10 protein-coding genes and 1 pseudogene are annotated in these 15,462 nt (G+C 69.2%); 8 read left to right on the forward strand and 3 right to left on the reverse strand.

From position 1 onward, the window contains the following. Both KV097_RS18425 and KV097_RS18430 read right to left on the reverse strand, forming a co-directional pair. A pseudogene (locus tag KV097_RS18425) lies at positions 1-4,316 on the reverse strand (VWA domain-containing protein); the annotation flags it as partial. A gap of 79 nt (positions 4,317-4,395) precedes the next feature. Further along, positions 4,396-5,769 carry a cystathionine beta-synthase gene (locus tag KV097_RS18430; protein WP_220343672.1) on the reverse strand — a complete coding sequence of 458 codons (1,374 nt, stop codon included), beginning with the start codon at positions 5,767-5,769 and terminating at the stop codon, positions 4,396-4,398. Positions 5,770-5,831: 62 nt separating this feature from the next. Between KV097_RS18430 and KV097_RS18435 the strand changes: the two genes are divergently transcribed. After that, complete coding sequence (locus tag KV097_RS18435; protein ID WP_220343671.1) at positions 5,832-6,806, forward strand: SGNH/GDSL hydrolase family protein; 975 nt, start codon at positions 5,832-5,834, stop codon at positions 6,804-6,806. A gap of 129 nt (positions 6,807-6,935) precedes the next feature. Here the strand turns inward: KV097_RS18435 and KV097_RS18440 are convergent, their stop codons facing one another. Beyond that, a complete protein-coding gene (locus KV097_RS18440; RefSeq protein WP_220343670.1) occupies positions 6,936-7,796 on the reverse strand; it encodes a Bax inhibitor-1/YccA family protein in 861 nt (286 codons plus the stop codon). 339 nt (positions 7,797-8,135) lie between these two features. Between KV097_RS18440 and KV097_RS18445 the strand changes: the two genes are divergently transcribed. The 7 genes from KV097_RS18445 to KV097_RS18475 all read left to right on the forward strand — a co-directional run bounded on the left by KV097_RS18445 (position 8,136) and on the right by KV097_RS18475 (position 15,361). Continuing rightward, positions 8,136-9,725, forward strand: coding sequence for an ABC transporter substrate-binding protein (locus KV097_RS18445; protein WP_220366729.1), 1,590 nt, complete (start codon positions 8,136-8,138; stop codon positions 9,723-9,725). Positions 9,726-9,820: 95 nt separating this feature from the next. Next, positions 9,821-10,825, forward strand: a complete 1,005-nt coding sequence (locus tag KV097_RS19850; RefSeq protein ID WP_220343668.1) for an ABC transporter permease — start codon at positions 9,821-9,823, stop codon at positions 10,823-10,825. After that, on the forward strand, positions 10,818-11,753 hold the full coding sequence (locus KV097_RS18455) for an ABC transporter permease (protein ID WP_220366730.1): 936 nt from the start codon (positions 10,818-10,820) through the stop codon (positions 11,751-11,753). The genes KV097_RS19850 and KV097_RS18455 overlap by 8 nt, the downstream gene beginning before the upstream one ends. An 8-nt stretch (positions 11,754-11,761) precedes the next feature. Next, positions 11,762-12,778 carry an ABC transporter ATP-binding protein gene (locus KV097_RS18460; protein ID WP_220366731.1) on the forward strand — a complete coding sequence of 339 codons (1,017 nt, stop codon included), beginning with the start codon at positions 11,762-11,764 and terminating at the stop codon, positions 12,776-12,778. Next, complete coding sequence (locus tag KV097_RS18465; RefSeq protein ID WP_220366732.1) at positions 12,765-13,820, forward strand: ABC transporter ATP-binding protein; 1,056 nt, start codon at positions 12,765-12,767, stop codon at positions 13,818-13,820. Before KV097_RS18460 ends, KV097_RS18465 begins: the two co-directional genes overlap by 14 nt. Further along, a complete protein-coding gene (locus KV097_RS18470) occupies positions 13,804-14,556 on the forward strand; it encodes a type 1 glutamine amidotransferase (protein WP_220366733.1) in 753 nt (250 codons plus the stop codon). The genes KV097_RS18465 and KV097_RS18470 overlap by 17 nt, the downstream gene beginning before the upstream one ends. Position 14,557: 1 nt before the next feature. Continuing rightward, positions 14,558-15,361: a serine hydrolase gene (locus KV097_RS18475; RefSeq protein ID WP_220343663.1), complete on the forward strand. Its 804-nt coding sequence runs from the start codon at positions 14,558-14,560 to the stop codon at positions 15,359-15,361. Positions 15,362-15,462: the final 101 nt, after the last annotated feature.

The following is a 15,462-nucleotide window of genomic DNA, read 5'->3' on the forward strand; positions in this document are numbered from 1 at the left end:
ACATCACCAGGATCGACCGTGGAACCCGACGGCGGATCACTCGTCTTCAGCACCGTCCACGTGCTCGCCGGCGGCACAGCATTGTCGTCGTTGGTGATCGTGCACGTCACGTCCGCGCCGTTGGGGACGGCGAGACTGCCGTCGTCGTCGACGGGCAACTGCGTGTTCGCGGCGACGCACTCCCACGGCGACGCGGTGTAACCCGAAGGCCCGAACTCCTCGAGCTGGTAGGTGCCGGCGTTCACCGTCACACCGGTCACCGCCTCAGACCCGGTGACGCCCGACAGTGGCGTCGGACCGTCAGCGGCCACCGTCCAGTCGGTCGGCTCCGCCGTACCACCGTCGTCGTTGACGACCTCCTTGACCAGCGTGAGCGTGGCCGGCTGGTCGTCGTTGACGATCGTGCAGGTGGCCGCCTCACCGTTGGCCAAGGTGATCCTCGCACCGTCGATGACACCGCCCCCGCCGCAGATCCAGTCGCTCGCGTCATAACCGGCAGGCCCAGACTCCGACAGGTCGTACGCGCCAGCAGAAACCTCCGCGTCGGTCACGGCCGCCTCACCAGTCACGCCGGAGATCGTCGTCGGCCCCGTCGCGGTCAACGTCCAGTCACCGATCACCGCCGTCCCGCCGTTGTCGTTGAAGACCGCCTTCACCAACGTCAACCTCGCCGGCTCGTCGTTGTTGGTGATCGTGCAGGTCACGTCCCCACCGTTGGCGACCGAGACGGTCGCACCCTCGATCGTCGCGCCGGTGCAGGTCCAGTCCGACGCTGCGTAACCGGCCGGCCCGTCAACCTCCGACAGGTCGTACTCACCCGCCTCCACCGTCGCACCAGTCACCGCGTCACTGCCAGTAACACCGCTGATCGGCGTCGGCCCATCAGCAGACAGAGTCCACTCCGTCGCCTCCGCCGACCCACCGTTGTCGTTCACCACGTCCTTCACCAACGTCAACGTGCCCGGCGCATCGTCATTCGTGATCGTGCACGTCACGTCAGCACCGAGGCCGACGGACACGGATCCTGCGACCACGGGTAGCGAAGTCCCGTCCGTGACGCACACCCACTGCGAGGCCCCGTACCCCGCCGGTCCCCCAGACTCGGCCAAGGCGTAGGAGCCGACCGCCACGTCCCTGTTCGTCACCGGCGCAGACCCCGTCACCCCCGAGATGCCCCCGGTCGGCCCCGTCGCCGACAACGTCCAGTCCGTCGGCGCCGCAGTGCCGCCGGCGTCGTTGACGACCTCCTTCACCAGCGTCAACGACGATGGCCGAGCAGTGTTGGTGATCGTGCAGGTCACGCTGGCGCCGTTGGCGAGCGTGACGGCAGAGCCCTCGAGCGTCCCGCCGGTCCCCTCACAGGTCCAGTCGCTCGCGTCATACCCTTCCGGGCCGGCCTCGCTCAGGTCATAGGTCCCGGCGATCACGTTCACGTCAGTGACACCGTCGGCGCCGTCGCCGCTGACCGGGTCCTGGTCTGGGATGTCCTGCGGCGTCGCCGTCAGCGTCCAGTCCGCCGGTGTCTGCGTCGCCCCGGTCGAGCCGGCGTCGACGAGCTTGCGCAGCGTCAGCTGCGCGGGGTCGTCCGTGTTGGTGAAGACGCACACGACGTTCTCGCCGGCGCGCACGACGACCTCAGTTGCTGGCTGCGGCGTCCCGTCGACGAAGCACAGCAGCTCGGTGAGCTCGTAACCCTCCACCCCTGACTCACTCAGCGTGTACGGATGGTTCGGACGGACCTCGACCGACTGGGCCTCACCGCGGGCTTCACCGATCACCGCGACGTCGGCGAGTCCCGGCACCGCCGGCACCGGGCTCGGCTCAGCACGCAGCGTGAAGTCTGCGGCGACGGCCGTACCGCCGGAGTTGTTGACGACATCCTTCGCGAGCGTGAGGAGTCCAGTCTGGTTGGTCGCGGTGCAGCTGATGCGTTCCGCGATCGGGACGGTGACGCCGCCGTTGAGGCCGTCGTTGAAGCCGGGGATCTGGCCGCCGTCGGCGTCGATGCGGATACACGTCCACGAGCCCGTGGAGAGCGGATAGGTCTGCAGGTTCGTCCGGTTGTCGACCTGGAGGTACGTCGGAGGGCCGCCGGACTCGGCGAGCTGGTACGGGATGCCCGCGGTGACGATCTGGTCGGTGACCGCGGCGCTTCCGGCCTGTCCGCTCGGGCCGGGCAGCTGCCCCGCCGGTGTGCCGGGAGCGGGAAGGGCGGCCAGGTCCCACAGGGTCGGGGCGGCGCTTCCCTCGACGTCCTTGGCGAGCGTGAGGCGCGACTCGCAGTCGACCGTGTTGCGGACGGTGTAGCTGTTGGCGCCCTCGACCAGATCAGCCGCGTACCCGGTGTCGGCCAGGGGGATCGGCGTCACCGGTTCACCGCCGATCTCCACGATCTCGCCCGGAGAGACCTCGCAAAGGTCAGGATCGATAGCAGGCGCCTCCAGCGTCACCTCCTCGTCGATCACGACCTGTTCACCCGCCACGTATCCCGTCCGGGTGACCCCCCACCCCTGGTCGGTCGCCGGGTCGTCGCCTGGACCGGTGAGCGTCAGCTGAGCAGTGAACCCCGAGGGCTGATTGCCCTCCGGCACGGGGTCGGCGCCGTTGATCACCCACTCTTTGTCCACCGTCACCGACGCCGGTGCCGCCGCCTGGTTGTAGACCGTGCAGCTCACCGCGGCCGTGCTCGACACGTCCACCGTGAAGCCCGCCGCCCCGGCGTTGACGACGGGCACGCTCGCGCCCGTGTCGAGGTTCGTACAGACGGCGTTCGCTCCGCCCACCGGGAAGAGCGCGGTCCCCGGCTGAGTCTGCTCCTGCACCTCGATCGCGCCGGAGGTCACGCCGCCGCTGAAGGTGATGGGATAGTTCACCGCGCTGGAGGAGTCCGTCGTCGCGCTCGTCGTCGGCAGTGTCACACCGGTCGACGCGGTCGAGGCATCGAAGGTCCATCCGGCGCCGCCGGGCGTGGCGTTGGCGATGTCGCCGTCGGCGCCGACGATCTGCTTGACCACCGACAAGGAGCCGGCACAGTCTCCGAGCGCCAGCTCGCGCAGCGCGTCACCCACAACCCCGTAGTTGGAGACCTGGTAGTAGTCGGCGGTCGACGCGTTCGTCCCGTCGTACCGGGTCGGGCCCGAGATCGCCGACAGGTTGAGTCGAGTGGCCGGGTCGCTCACCCCCGCGCCGACGCCGACGGCGATCGTCCGCGTGCCCTTCGCCTTGAGGGCGTTGGCCGAGAAGATCCCGTTCTCCGTCTCGCGAAGTCGGTTGAAGTTGCCGGGGCCCTCTGCAGGCTGGGAGTAGTACGTCGGGTCACCATCGGTGATGACGACCGCGATGTCGTACGTCGGTGACGATTGCGCTGCGACCGCCAGCCCGCGGTCCCAGTTCGTGCCGCCACTGGCGGTCCAGCTGGTGTACCGCGACTTGAAGTCGTCCGCGCCGTTCTGTGTGGAGACGGGCACGAGGCCTGGATAGTTCTGAGTCGCCCCGAGCGCAGGTGAGGTCGTCGAGAACGAGAAGAGCGCCATCTGCGACGGCGTCCCGACGAGCGAGTCGGTGAAGGTGTCTGCTGCGGCCTTGAGATTCGCGAGCTGAGGAGCAGTAACCGATCCCGACAGATCCAGGATCAGCGCGACGTCGAGCCCGCACTGCTGCACGGGCGCTGGGTTGACCCGGGACTGCTGCCAGACGCCGCTGGACGCCACACGGTTCGTGTTTCCCGAACCGATCATGAAGTCGGCGGCCGAGGTGTAGGTGTTGCCGGCGCGCAGGGTCGTGCCCGTCCGGAACCGGTACGGCGTCTCCTGCGACCCGCTCCCATCACCGTTGCCCGTACGGAGGGTCGGGTTCTCGGTGAAGCCGGAGGGCGCGTCGGTCTGGACGATCCAGAACCTCCGGTCGCAGTTGACCCCTGCGCCACCCAGGCATCCGGCCGCCCCGGTCTGGGTGTTGGGGACGACGAAGCTGCAGTCCCCGTCGGCGTCCGAGACACACGTGGCCCAGCTGTCGGCGACCGGGGTCGTCGGCGCGGTGGTGCCGTTGTACAGCTGCAGCGTGGTGCCGGCCAGGTTGGTGACGCCGGTCGTGCCGACACGATCGGCGCCCACCTTGACCGTGATGACGGCGTTGGTGCCTGTCGCCGGCGGGACGTCCGCAGGCGCAACGGCCGGCACCGCACCCGTAGGCGGCGCGCCGAGGAGACCCATCAGCAACAACACCGCGGCCGACGCCACGAAGCGACCCGACCGCTTGTTCCAGAATTCCTTGCCGCCCATGGATCCCCCAACCCGGCCCATGCGTGACGCACTCACGCACCCATAACGGGCATCCTGCCCCAGATGGGACGAACCGGCACACGGGAGCCGGGTCGGGGGCCAGAGGGCTGGAGGGTCAGAGCGTGGCGACGTACCCGAGGAGGTCCTGACGGGTCAGCACGCCGACCGGATCCCCGTCCTCGTGGACGACGACCGCATCGGCGTTCTCGAGCTCGCCGACGGCCTCCTCGACCGGCTCACCGGCTCCCACGCTGGGCAGCGGCGGCGCCATGTGCTCCTCGACCATGTCGGAGAGCGACGCGACTCCGTGGAACAGCTTGTCGAGCAGGTCGCGCTCACTGACCGCTCCCGCGACCTCTGCGGCACGGATCGGCGGCTCGGCCAGCAGGACCGGCATCTGCGAGACGCCGTACTCCCTGAGGATCTTGACCGCCTCGGCGACCGACTCGTGCGGGTGCGTGTGCACGAGGTCGGGGAGGCGCCCGTCCTTGTCGCGAAGCAGGTCACCGACCGTCCGCTCACCCCGGGGCGGGGTGAGGAAGCCGTAGCGGGAGAGCCACTCGTCGTCGAAGACCTTGGTCAGGTAGCCCCGGCCGCCGTCGGGCAGCAGCACCACGATCACTGCCTCAGGATCGTTCAGCTCCTTCGCAAGGCGCACGGCCGCGGCGGCCGCCATGCCCGACGAGCCGCCGACCAGCATGGCCTCCTCGCGGGCGAGACGTCGCGTCGTCGCGAACGAGTCGGCGTCGCTCACCTCGATGATGCGGTCGCAGATGTCACGGTCGTACGTGTCAGGCCAGAAGTCCTCACCGACGCCCTCGACGAGGTACGGGCGACCGGTCCCGCCGGAGTAGACCGACCCGTGCGGATCGGCGCCGACGATCTGGACCCGCCCGTCGCTGACCTCCTTGAGGTAGCGGCCCGTGCCCGAGATCGTCCCACCCGTCCCGATGCCGGCGACGAAGTGCGTGATGCGGCCCTCGGTCTGTGCCCACACCTCAGGCCCGGTCGTCTCGTAGTGCGTGCGGGGGTTGTTCTCGTTCGCGTACTGGTTGGGCTTCCACGCGCCGTCGATCTCGCGGACCAGGCGGTCCGAGACGGAGTAGTAGGAGCTCGGGTGCTCCGGCGGCACCGCCGTCGGGCACACGACGACCTCGGCGCCGTACGCCGTAAGGACGTTGCGCTTGTCCTCGCTCACCTTGTCGGGGCACACGAAGACGCAGTGGTAGCCCTTCTCCTGGGCGACCATCGCGAGGCCCACCCCGGTGTTGCCGCTGGTCGGCTCGACGATCGTGCCGCCCGGCTTGAGCTCGCCGGACTCCTCGGCGGCCTCGACCATCCGGGGGGCGATGCGGTCCTTCACGCTCCCGCCCGGGTTGAAGTACTCGACCTTGGCCAGCACGAGGCCGGGTGCGTCGTCGGTCACTCTCCTGAGCTTGACCAGCGGTGTGTCACCGACGAGGTCAAGCAGCGCGTTAGCGTAGTCCACACCCTCAGTCTAGGGAACCCTCGCGAAGGCGAGCACAGCGAAGGGGATGATGGTGTGAGTCGATGACCCGGGCACGAGCAGCGCGCAGGCTGGCCGCCGCCGCCATCGTCGGAGGCGGCGGTGTCGGGGTGCTGGGGGGCAGCGCCGTCGGGCTCCTCAAGATGCAGGCCGGACTCGCACGCCGTGCGATCGGGGTCAGCGACGAACGCCCTCCCTCCCCCGACGGTGTCTACGGTGCCGATCTGCCCGGAGACCCGCTGCGGTTCGTCATGCTCGGCGACTCCACGGGCGTCGGCTACGGGATGACGCGGGCCGAGGACACTCCTCCTTCCCTCATCGGTGCCGGGCTGTCCCAGATTGCCGGGCGTCCGGTCGAGGTGACCAGCCAGGCCGTGGTCGGCGCTGTCTCGGCCGATCTCGCGGAGCAGGTCGAGCTCGCCCTGCCGACGAGGCCCCACGTCGCGGCGATCGTCATCGGCGCCAACGACGTCACCCACGTGAGCAACGTCAACGCGATCTCCGGCGCGGTCGCCGCGCTGGGTGAAGCGGTGCGGGCCCTGCGCCAGCACGGGTGCGAGGTCGTCGTCGGGACGTGCCCCGATCTCGGCTCCGTCCGCCCCCTGCCGCAGCCGCTGCGCTTGATCGCCCGCCAGTTCAGCCGGAGGCTGGCCGCCGCCCAGGTCATCACGGTGGTCGAGGCCGGAGGGCGCGCGGTGTCGCTGAGCGACCTGCTGCAACGCGACTTCTGGAGCGCGCCGACCGAGATGTTCGGTGACGACCGCTTCCACCCGTCGGCGACCGGCTATGCCAGCATGGTCGCCGCGATGCTGCCGTCCGTCGCGGTGGCCGCAGGCGTGTGGGACGAGGACGAGGAGTCCGCCGCCTTCCCTGAGGGCGTCGTGCTGCCCATATCGTTCGCCGCTGCCGAGGCGGCCGACACCGCCGGCACCGAGGTCTCCCGTACGCAGGTCGGCGGCGCCGAACGCGGCCCGCGGGGGCGTTGGGCCGCACTGCGGGTCGTACGCCGATCGCCCTGATCGTCGATCGCCAGGGAGTGACCCGCGAGGGCCGGAGAGTGACCCGCGAGCGCCAGAGAGTGACCCGCGAGGGGAAAGGGGAGCGCCCCGCCCCTCTGACGAGGGACGGGGCGCCGGAGGTCCGACCTGCTAGTTGTCTCCGCGCAGGATCGCGAGGATGCGCAGGATCTCGATGTAGAGCCAGATCAGCGTGACCGTCAGTCCGAACGCGGCGCGCCAGGACTCGCGCTCCGGGAGACCGGCCTTGATGCCGTTCTCGACGAAGTCGAAGTCGAGGATCAGGCACAGCACACCGAGGACGACGGCGATGCAGCTGACGATCAGGCCGAGCATCGAGAAGTCGCGGATGCCGAAGTCGGCGCCGAAGAAGCTCAGCACGAAGTTGAGCAGGATGACGGCCATGAAGCCGAACAGCGCGGCGGTCACGCCTCGGCGGAACTTGTCCGTGACCTTGATGTTGAAGAAGCGGTAGACGAACAGCGTGCCGGCGAATGCGGCGATCGTGCCGAGGACGGCCTGCGCGACGATGCCGGGGTCACCGACGTAGGAGGAGACGACCTTCGAGAGGGCACCGACGAAGACGCCCTCGACGACCGCATACGCGAGGACGAGCGGCGGGCTGATGACCTTCTTGAAGGAGTTCACCATTGCCAGGACGAAGCCGATGATCGCGCCGCCCGTGGCGAGCGCGAAGGCGGTCGCGAGCTTGCTCTGGTCGGCCGAGATGTCGCCGATCATGAACCACACGACGGCGGCGCTGAGCGCGGTCAGGCCGATCGTCAGAGCGGTCTTCTGGACGACCGAGTCGATCGTCATGCGATCGGCGACGGCGGTGCTGTGCGGCCCCTGACCAGAGCCGCCGTCGTAGCCATCGGACTGACCGATCTGCCACGTGCTGGGGTCCGTGTATCCGGTAGGCGCGGTGCCGGGCCGGGCGGCGCGACCGTTGAACTCGTCGCTGCGGGCAAAGACGGGGTTGTTGCTCTTCATCAATCCTCCGTACGGGGGCGGGCTCGGACAGGAGTCCGTCCTGGTCAACCCTACCGGAGCAGCGGTATTCCCTTCAGGACGTTCACCGCGAGCCCCTGCGGGGCGACAGGCGGCGCGGCAACAGCACCGGAGGGAACGCTCTTACGTATGGTTTCCTGGAAGTCTTCCCCCAGAATCACCATGATTCTGAACGATCTCGGATCGGTATCCGGTTCGTAACCTCCTCGGACACCCTGGTCACAGATTCGTCACGGCTGTATCGTCTCGCCGGTCGCGTGCGGCAGGATCGACCCAGCCGCCTTGGCCGAGGGGGCGCACTCTGGGAGGCACACAGTGAAGATGGCTCGACTGGCCGCGGGGCTGACAGCCCTGGCCTTGGTGGTGACCGGCTGCGGAGGCGGCGACGACGACGAGGGAGACGGTGGCGCGACGATCCGCCTGCCGCTGAGTCAGGACGTCGAGACGCTCCTGCCGATGGACTCCAACGTCGGCGACAACATCAGCGTGCTCGACGTGGTCTACGACGGTCTCGTGCGCTACGACCCCCAGACGACGAAGCCCTATAACTACGTCGCCGAGGACGTCAGCACCACCGACAACAGGGTGTGGACGATCAAGATCAAGGACGGCTTCGAGTTCCAGAACGGCGAACCGGTCGACGCGGAGGCGTTCGCCCGGGCGTGGAACTACGCCGCGTACGGCCCGAACGCGATGGGCAACTACTACTTCTTCGAGCGCTTCGCCGGCTACGACGCGATGCAGGGCGAAGAGCCGACCGCCAAGGAGCTCTCGGGCATCAAGGTCGTGGACCCGGGCACCCTCGAGGTCACCCTCAAAGCCCCGTTCGCCGGCTTCTCGACCATGCTCGGCTACACCGGGTTCTTCCCCGTCGCCCAGGAGTGCCTCGACGACGTCGACGCCTGCGCGACCAAGCCCATCGGCAACGGCCCCTTCGAGATCGAGGAGTGGGACCAGGGCCAGAGCCTGACTGCCGTCAGGTGGGCCGACTACAGCGGTGAGGAGACCCCTGACTACGACAGGATCGAGTGGAGGGAGTACTCCGGCGACTCCGACTGGGCCGACTTCGAGGCCGGCGATCTTGACGCCACCTTCCCGCCCCCGGCGGAGTGGGACCGCGCCGCGAACGACCCCGCGCTCTCCTCCCGCATGGTCGAGGGTCCGGGCGCGGCGCTGAGCTACGTCGGGTTCCCGATGTACCTCGGCAAGCCGTTCGACGACATCGAGTTCCGCAAGGCCATCTCGATGGCGATCGACCGTGACTCCATCATCGAGAAGGTCGCCCCCGGCCGCTTCGTCGCCGCCGACAGCTGGGTCGTCCCGGACGGCGTTCCCGGCGGCGTCGCCGGGACCTGCGAGTTCTGCACCTTCGACCCGGCCGCAGCGAAGGCCGCGCTCAAGAAGGCCGGCGGTTGGCCCAAGGGCAAGAAGCTCACGATCCACCTCGGCGAAGACCCCGAGAGCGAGGCGATCTTCAAGGCCGTCGGAGACTCGATCCAGCTCAACCTGGGCATCCCCTACCAGCTCGACCCGACACCGGACTACTTCGACCGCCGCACGGCGCGTGACTTCACCGGCATCATGCGGGCGAACTGGTTCGCGGACTACCCGCTCAACGAGAACTACCTCGCCCCGGTCTACGGCAGCGGCGACCCCAAGAAGGGCAACGAGAACTTCGGCTACTACAACGCCGAGTTCGAGAAGCTGATCAAGGAGGGCGACGCGGCTCCGGACCTCGAGGCGGCCGTCACGAAGTATCAGGAGGCGGAGAAGGTCATCGCCTCCGACATGGCCTCCGCTCCGGTCGCGTTCGGCAACAACGTCATGTTCTACAGCGACCGTCTCGACGACGTGGTCCTCGACCCGTTCAGCGGCGAGGTCGAGCTCAGGCTGGTGAAGGTCACCGACTGACGGTGACCGAGTCCTGGGGTGGCCGGCGTCGACACGGCGCCGGCCACCCGACACGTGCCGCGACGCGGCGATCATGACGAGGAGCTGAGGACGGCGTGGGTCGATACATCGTGCGGCGCGTGCTGCAGGGCTTCCTGACCCTCGTCCTCGTGGTCTTCCTGCTCCACGTCCTGACGACGCTCGCCATCCAGCTCAACGGCAACCCTGCCCTGGCCTTCTTCGGCGAGCGCACGCCGAGCCCGACACAGCTGGCGGCGGTGGAGAAGCGGTACGGGCTCGACGACCCGTGCTACGACCAGACCGGCAACCCTTGCCTCGGACCGTTCGTCGACCGCCTGGGCTCCTACGCGCAGGGGGACCTCGGAGAGAACCTGCGCGGCCGACCCGTGAGCGACATCGTCGGCACCGCCGCCCCCAACACGCTCAAGCTGTTCGCGGTGGTCACCGTGACATGGGCCGTGATCGGGATGACGCTCGGCTCGATCGCCGCCCGCCGTCGTGGCCGCCTGAGCGACCACGGCATCCGCGGCCTGTCGATCCTCATCGACGCCCTGCCCGTGTTCGTGATGCTGCTGATCTATCGCTACGTGTTCGCCGTGCCGCTGAGCAACTGGGCCAAGGACACGTTCGGTCCCGACAGCCTGCCCGCCCTCCTCTTCAAGCCGTCATTCTCCCCCGAGAACCCGTGGGCGACGATCATCGTCCCGGGGATCCTGCTCGGCCTCGCGGGCTCGGCCGCGTTCATCCGTGTGGTCCGCGCCGCACAGCTCGAGAACTATCAGGCCGAGCACGTCCGCACGGCACGGTCCAAGGGCCTGACGGAGCGCCACGTGACCCTGCACCACGTCGTCCGCAACTCCTCGATCCCGGTGGCGACCGCGGTCGGCATCGTCTTCACCGAAGCCCTCGCGGGCGTGGTCATCACCGAGGGCATGATGAACATCTACGGGATGGGCGGTGTCCTCTGGAGGGCCGTGCAGGACAGCGATGTCGCCGTCGTGATCGGCATCGTCACCCTCCTGGCCGTGGTCACGATCGTGGTGATGATCGTCGTCGACATCGTCTACGCCGCACTCGACCCGAGGATCCGCTATGAGTGACCCCAGCGTCTCCGCCCTGATCGCGGAGGAGACCGACACGGGCCTCCCGCCCCGCTCGCTGTGGGCGGAGGCATTCCGCAGCCTCCGCCGGCGCCCCGACGTGATCCTCGCGACCGTCGTCGCCGCCTTCTTCCTGCTGGTCGCTCTCTTCCCGTTCCTCTTCACGCGCAAGGACCCGCAGCGCTGCGACATCGCCGACGCGCGCATCCCTCCGCAGTGGTTCGGGGGCGCCCACCCGTTCGGCACCAACGCGTACGGGTGCGACGTGCTGGCACAGCTGGTCCACGCCACGCGACCGTCCTTGCTGCTGGCGGTCATCGTCGTCAGCGTCTCCGTGCTGATCGGCGTCACCCTCGGCACGGTCTCGGGCTACTACCTCGGCTGGGTCGACGCCGTCATCTCACGCGTCGTCGAGGTGTTCCTCGTGATCCCGCTCCTGCTGGCGGCCATCCTGCTGCTGTCGCTCTTCCGCAACGTCGACCTCGGCAGCAGCCAGCTCGCGACGATCGCACAGCCGGCGATCGTGCTCACGATGTTCGCGTGGATGGGCTACACGCGCTACGTCCGGGCGAGCGTCCTCGAGGCCAAGAACCTCGACTACGTGACGGCGGCACGCGTCCTCGGCGCCTCCGACCTCCGGATCATGGTCAGACACGTGCTGCCCAACGCGATCGGCACCGTGACGGCCCTCATCCCCACCGCGATCGCCGCGGTGATCAGCTATGAGGCGGTGCTCGCCTTCCTCGGCATCGGTGTGCGCCCGCCGGCGGTCAGCTGGGGAATCATGATCGAGGAAGGCGCGCAGTGGTTCACCGGCGGATCCCGCTATCTGCTGTATTTCCCCCTCGGCTGTCTGATGGCCACCGTTCTCTCCTTCGTCGTGATCGGCGACAACCTCCGCGACGCGCTCGATCCCAAGCTGAAGTGAGGGCTGACGTGACCGATCAGGTTCCCGCGACGACGACTCCCCTCCTCGAGGTCGAGGACCTGGCCGTCGAGTTCACGACCCCCGACGGCGTCGTCCGCGCTGTCGACGGCCTCTCCTACTCGGTCACCCCGGGACGGACGATGGCGATCGTCGGTGAGTCCGGAAGCGGCAAGAGCGTCAGCTCTCTGGCCGTGATGGGCCTGCTCCAGATGCCTCCGGCGCGGATCGTCCGCGGGTTGATCCGGTTCAAGGGCGAGGATCTGCTCGGCCTCGGGCCGGCGAGGCATCGGGCCGTGTGCGGCGAGCACGTCGCCATGGTGTTCCAGGACGCGCTGGCCTCGCTCAACCCGGTCCACACCGTCGGCTGGCAGCTCACCGAGGCGCTCCGAGCGCGCCGCGGGCTGTCGCGTCGTGATGCCGGCAAGCAGGCCGTCGAGCTGCTCGACCTGGTCCAGGTCCCGCACGCGACGCAGCGGGTGAAGGAGTACCCGCACCAGTTCTCCGGCGGCATGCGCCAGCGGGTGATGATCGCGATGGCCCTCGCGCTCGATCCGGAGGTGCTGATCGCCGACGAGCCGACGACCGCGCTCGACGTCACCGTCCAGGCGCAGATCATGCGGCTGCTCGGCGAGATCCAGGCAGAGCGGCAGATGGGCCTGGTCCTGATCACCCACGACATGGGCGTCGTGGCCAACGTCGCCGACGACGTCACGGTGATGTACGCCGGTCGCGCCGTCGAGCAGGCGTCGGTCTTCGACGTGTACGCCGCACCCGCGCACCCCTACACCCGCGCTCTGTTGCGTTCGATCCCCCGTCTGGACCAGAAGGGTGCCGGGCTCGCCGTCATCCCCGGGCGCCCGCCCGACCCCACGAGCGTGCCGGACGGCTGCCCGTTCCACCCGCGCTGCGAGCGCGCCGAGGACATCTGCCGGGTGGACCCGCCACCCCCGTCGATCCCGCTCCCCTACGACAGGACCGCCGCCTGCCACTTCGCCGAGGAGGTGATGAACGATGCCCGAGGCTGACGTGGTGCTGGAGGTCCGCGACCTCGCCAAGCACTACCCGGTGCGTCGCGGCGTCGTGCTCAAGCGGCAGATCGGTGAGGTGAAGGCCGTCGACGGCGTCTCGTTGACGCTGCGCAAGGGACGCACGCTCGGCCTGGTGGGCGAGTCGGGGTCAGGCAAGTCGACGCTCGCCAAGGTTCTGGTCGGCGTCGAGAAGCCGACCCGCGGGCAGATCCTCGTGGACGGTCGTGACGTCACCGACGTCGGACGCGCCGAACGCCGCGCGCTGCGCCGCACCATCCAGATGGTGTTCCAGGACCCCTACACGTCGCTGAACCCGCGCATGTCGATCGGCGAGATCGTCGGCGAGGCGTTCGCCATCCATCCCGACATGGCTCCGGCGGGTGACCGGGGGAAGGCGGTGCGCGAGCTCCTCGACCGCGTCGGGCTCAATCCCGACCATGTCCACCGCTACCCGCACCAGTTCTCGGGCGGGCAGCGTCAGCGGATCGGGATCGCGCGCGCCCTCGCCGTACGCCCTCGGATCCTGCTGTGCGACGAGCCGGTGTCGGCTCTGGACGTCTCCATCCAGGGGCAGGTCATCAACCTGCTCGAGGAGCTCCAGGACGACCTCGGCCTCTCGTACCTCTTCATCGCCCACGACCTCTCGGTCGTGCGTCACATCGCCGACGAGGTCGCGGTGATGTATCTCGGGCGGGTGGTCGAGAGCGGGACCGACGACGAGGTCTACGAGCGCCCTCACCACCCCTACACCCGGGCTCTCATGTCGGCGGTGCCGGTTCCGGACCCGACCCGCCGAGACGACGGCCTCGAGATCATGCTCGAGGGCGACGTCCCCTCTCCGCTCGATCCGCCGACCGGCTGCCACTTCCACACCCGTTGCTGGCTGGCCCCGCTGATCGAGGGCAGCGTCGACGCCGAACGCCCCGACGGGCGACCGGTCCCCGCCGTCTGCCGCAACGACCGGCCGAAGCTCGCCCCCCAGGAGTCCCCCGATCATCACGCCGCCTGCCACTTCGCCGCCGATGTCGCCCGCCGTTGAGCTGCCCGACGCCGAGGGTCCGAGGGTCCTCGTCGTCCAGAACTCGCCGACCAGCCACGCCGGCCGCCTCCTCGACTGGTTCAAGGAGGCGGGAGTCGTCCCCGTCGTCCTCGCCGGGAGCGAGCTGCCGGCGACGCTCGACGGGTACGGCGGCCTCGTCACGCTCGGCGGCGGGTTCATGCCCGACGCCGACGACCATGCGCCCTGGCTCCCGCACGAACGCAGGCTGACGGTGCAGTCGCTGCAGCGAGAGGTGCCGTTGCTGGGCATCTGCCTCGGTGCCCAGCTCCTCGCCCTCTGCGCGGGTGGCGAGGTGACTGAGCGCTCCGGTGAGACCGAGCGCGGATCCTGCTCGGTCGACCTGCTGCCCGTCGCGGCGGACGACCCGGTGTTCGGCGGGTTCGCCGATGAAGGCCGGCTGCTCATGATCCAGAACCACAGCGACAGCATCACCGCGCTCCCCGCGGGCGCCGACCTTCTGGCCACCAGCGAGGTCTGCCGCGTGCAGGCCTTCCGCGTCGGCGTGTGCGCCTGGGGGGTGCAGTTCCATCCCGAGGTCGGCCCTGAGCGGCTCGCCCAGTGGGACGAGGCGGCTCTCGCGGCCGACGGCTACGACCGCGTGGCGCTGATGGAGTCTGCGGAGGCCGACGCCGACGACAACGAGCGTCAGTCACGCGGGCTGGTCACGGCCTTCGCCGACGTCGTCCGGGCGGCGGCACTGCGGACGGAGGTCTGAGATGTCGCTGCGAGCCACCTACAGCGACGGCACACCGGTGATCGCGTACCGACTGGCCACGGCCTCCGGGGAGGTGCTCGCCGAACGCCGTCCCACGGAGCGGTTCTATGCCGCGAGCACGATCAAGCTGGCACCGCTGGTCGCCGCCGTCCGCCTCGTCGAGTCCGGGGACCTCGCCCTCGACGACACGCTGATCAGCCGAGACACGTTCAGCAGCCAGGTGCCCGAGGCCCCCGACTACCGGTTGGTCCCCGACGACGTCGACCACGGGATGGCCCCGCCCGGAGACCCGATGCCGCTGCGCGACGTCCTCGAGCGGATGATCGTGGTCTCCTCCAACGAGGCGACCAACATGGTCGTCGAGCGGGTCGGGCTGGAGGCGATCGCGAAGGTCCTCGCCGATGCCGGCGCCCACGAGAGTCTGATGGCGCGGCAGTTCGGAGACCAGGTCGCCGCACGGGAGCACGGGGCGAGCAACGTCGTCACGCCGGCCGACCTCGCCACGCTGATGGCGGCGATCGTGTCGGGTCGTCTCGCCGGCCCGGAGGGAACCCGCCTGATGACCGAGATGCTCGCACGCCAGCAGGATCCGCAGATCGCCGCCGGTGCACCCGCCGGGCTGCCATGGGGCAGCAAGTCAGGATCGGTGGACGCGATCCGGCACGACGTCGCCTACCTCGGAGAACCCGGCCCGGGCGCTCTGGTGCTGGCCGTCTGCACACGGGGCTACGCCTATGACGATGCGGACGAGGCGATCCAGGCGATCGGCCAGATGGCGATCGAGCTCACCGGCGTCGACCGCTGAGCGTCACTCCCTCCAGGCGCCAGGTCCATGAGTCGATCCTGACCTTTTCGACCGACAAATCTCACACACTGTGTCGCTGTGTCGTCGTACTGGTGAGAGAC

It is taken from the genome of Mumia sp. zg.B17, from assembly GCF_019550915.1.
Lineage (GTDB): Bacteria > Actinomycetota > Actinomycetes > Propionibacteriales > Nocardioidaceae > Mumia.

Excerpts from the sequence above, each read along its gene's own strand:
- KV097_RS18435 (WP_220343671.1), top strand. The coding sequence starts at position 5,832 with ATGACCCGGGCACGAGCAGCGCGCAGGCTGGCCGCCGCCGCCATCGTC.
- KV097_RS18440 (WP_220343670.1), bottom strand. The coding sequence starts at position 7,796 with ATGAAGAGCAACAACCCCGTCTTTGCCCGCAGCGACGAGTTCAACGGT.
- KV097_RS18445 (WP_220366729.1), top strand. The coding sequence starts at position 8,136 with ATGGCTCGACTGGCCGCGGGGCTGACAGCCCTGGCCTTGGTGGTGACC.
- KV097_RS18455 (WP_220366730.1), top strand. The coding sequence starts at position 10,818 with ATGAGTGACCCCAGCGTCTCCGCCCTGATCGCGGAGGAGACCGACACG.
- KV097_RS18465 (WP_220366732.1), top strand. The coding sequence starts at position 12,765 with ATGCCCGAGGCTGACGTGGTGCTGGAGGTCCGCGACCTCGCCAAGCAC.
- KV097_RS18470 (WP_220366733.1), top strand. The coding sequence starts at position 13,804 with ATGTCGCCCGCCGTTGAGCTGCCCGACGCCGAGGGTCCGAGGGTCCTC.
- KV097_RS18475 (WP_220343663.1), top strand. The coding sequence starts at position 14,558 with ATGTCGCTGCGAGCCACCTACAGCGACGGCACACCGGTGATCGCGTAC.